Source organism: Roseateles sp. P5_E8, from assembly GCF_054177665.1.
The window spans coordinates 1-2,057 of the sequence record NZ_JBGCUM010000126.1 but is presented as its reverse complement, the minus strand read 5'-3'; the positions used below and the strand labels follow the sequence as shown (position 1 = coordinate 2,057).

The 2,057-nt window shown below is 64.3% G+C and carries 2 protein-coding genes; both read right to left on the bottom strand.

The genetic code is table 11. The features are described 5' to 3' along the window. Nucleotides 1–61: 61 nt before the first annotated feature. Entirely contained in the window at nucleotides 62–1,540 is a 1,479-nt protein-coding gene (gene nusA / locus ACXRVZ_RS27550; protein WP_457425191.1) for a transcription termination factor NusA, read from the bottom strand. Then, the coding region (gene rimP / locus ACXRVZ_RS27545; protein WP_458233122.1) for a ribosome maturation factor RimP at nucleotides 1,537–2,057 on the bottom strand (521 nt) is incomplete at its 5' end. The genes nusA and rimP, both read right to left, overlap by 4 nt.

Here is a 2,057-nt window from a genome sequence, read left to right as displayed (position 1 = left end):
AGTCACGGCCATGTGGGGATCCTTAAATTACTTTTGGTGCGGCGCAGCGTGGGTTGATCGATCAGTCGTTGAACCAATGTTCACGAGCCTTCATGATCAGCGTGCGTGCCGCCGCTTCGTCCAGGCCGGACAGGTCGACCAGCTCGTCCACGGCCAGATCGGCCAGGTCGTCGCGGGTATTGATGCTGCCCTCGGCGAGCTTGCTCAGCAGCTCGGGCGTCACGCCTTCGAGGTCGCGCAGGTCTTGCGACACGCCATCGACCTTCTCTTCGCGGGCGATTTCCGCCGTCAGCAGCGCGTCCTTGGCACGGGTGCGCAGCTCGTTGACGGTGTCCTCGTCGAAGGCCTCGATCTCGAGCATTTCCTGCATCGGGACGTAGGCGACTTCTTCCAGGCTGGTGAAGCCTTCGGCGATGAGGATGTCGGCGACCTCGGCATCGACGTCGAGCTTCTCGACGAACAGCTTGCGGACGCTCTCGGCCTCGACTTCATGCTTGGCAGCCGATTCCTCGGCCGACATGATGTTGATGCGCCAGCCGGTCAGTTCGGACGCCAGGCGCACGTTCTGGCCGCCACGGCCGATGGCGATGGCGAGGTTTTCCTCGTCGACGACGACGTCCATGGCGTGGCGCTCTTCATCCACGACGATGGATTGCACGTTGGCCGGGGCCAGCGCGCCGATGACGAACTGGGCCGGGTCTTCGCTCCACAGCACGATGTCGACGCGCTCGCCGGCCAGCTCGGTCGTCACACCGTTGACGCGCGAACCGCGCACGCCGACGCAGGTGCCGATGGGGTCGACGCGGCGGTCATGGCTGATGACGGCGATCTTGGCGCGGCTGCCGCTGTCGCGGGCGCAGCTCTTGATCTCCAGCAGGCCTTGCTCGATTTCCGGCACTTCCTGCGCGAAGAGTTCCTTCATGAACTCCGGCGAGGAGCGCGACAGCATGATCTGCGGGCCGCGCTGGGTCGGGTCCACGCCGAGGATGACGGCGCGCACGCGGTCACCGGTGCGCAGGTTCTCTTTCGAGATCATCTCGCTGCGCTTCAGGCGGCCTTCGACGCGGCCGCTCTCGACAATGATGTCGCCCTTGTCCAAACGCTTCACGGTGCCGACGAAGATCTTCTCGCCGCGCGACATGAAGTCGTTCAACAGTTGCTCGCGCTCGGCGTCGCGGATCTTCTGCAGGATGACCTGCTTGGCGGCCTGCGCACCGATGCGGCCGATGGGCACGGACTCAACGGGCTCTTCGATGTGGTCGTCCACCTCGATGTCGGCGATCTGGTCCTGGGCTTCGAACAGCAGGATCTCGGCGTCGGCAATCTGCAGACCGGCCTCGTTCGGCACCACATGCCAGCGGCGGAAGGTCTCGTACTCGCCCGATTCGCGATCCACACTGACGCGGATGTCGGCCTCAGCGCCGTAAAACTTCTTGGTGGCCGATGCAAGCGCGGCTTCGACCGCACCGAACACGACATCGCGCTCCACGCTCTTCTCGCGCGAGATCGCGTCCACCAGCATCAACATTTCACGGTTCATTGCTTGAGACCTCCGTCAACCTTGTCTTGGCCGGGCGCCACCTCGGTGGATGCGCCCGCTTGTTTCTTAGCTGCTGCTTTTTTCGGCTTGATGACGCCACGCTGGCCCGGCTTGCGGTCGGGCGCCGGCTCGCCGCCGCGCCCCTTGAAGCTGATCACCGGCACGAGGCGCGCCTCGCGCACTTCGTCGAGCGTGAAGTCCAGCGCCTGATCGGCTTCACCGTCGTCGAACACCAGGCGCCAGGCCTGATCGTTCTCGGCCTGCGGCTGAGCGCTGACGACGCCGCGGTATTTCTTCTTGCCCTGGAAGGGGGCTTTGAGCGTGATGTCGATTTCCTGGCCGGCAAAGCGCGCGTAATGCGCCGCCTTGTTCAGCGGCCTGTCCAGTCCCGGCGAGGACACTTCAAGCCGGGAATACTCCAAACCCTCGACCTCGAGCACATACTGCAACTGGCGAGTGACCTTTTCGCAGTCATCCACATCGATCAACTCGCCGGCACCCACTTGCGGGCCCAGCT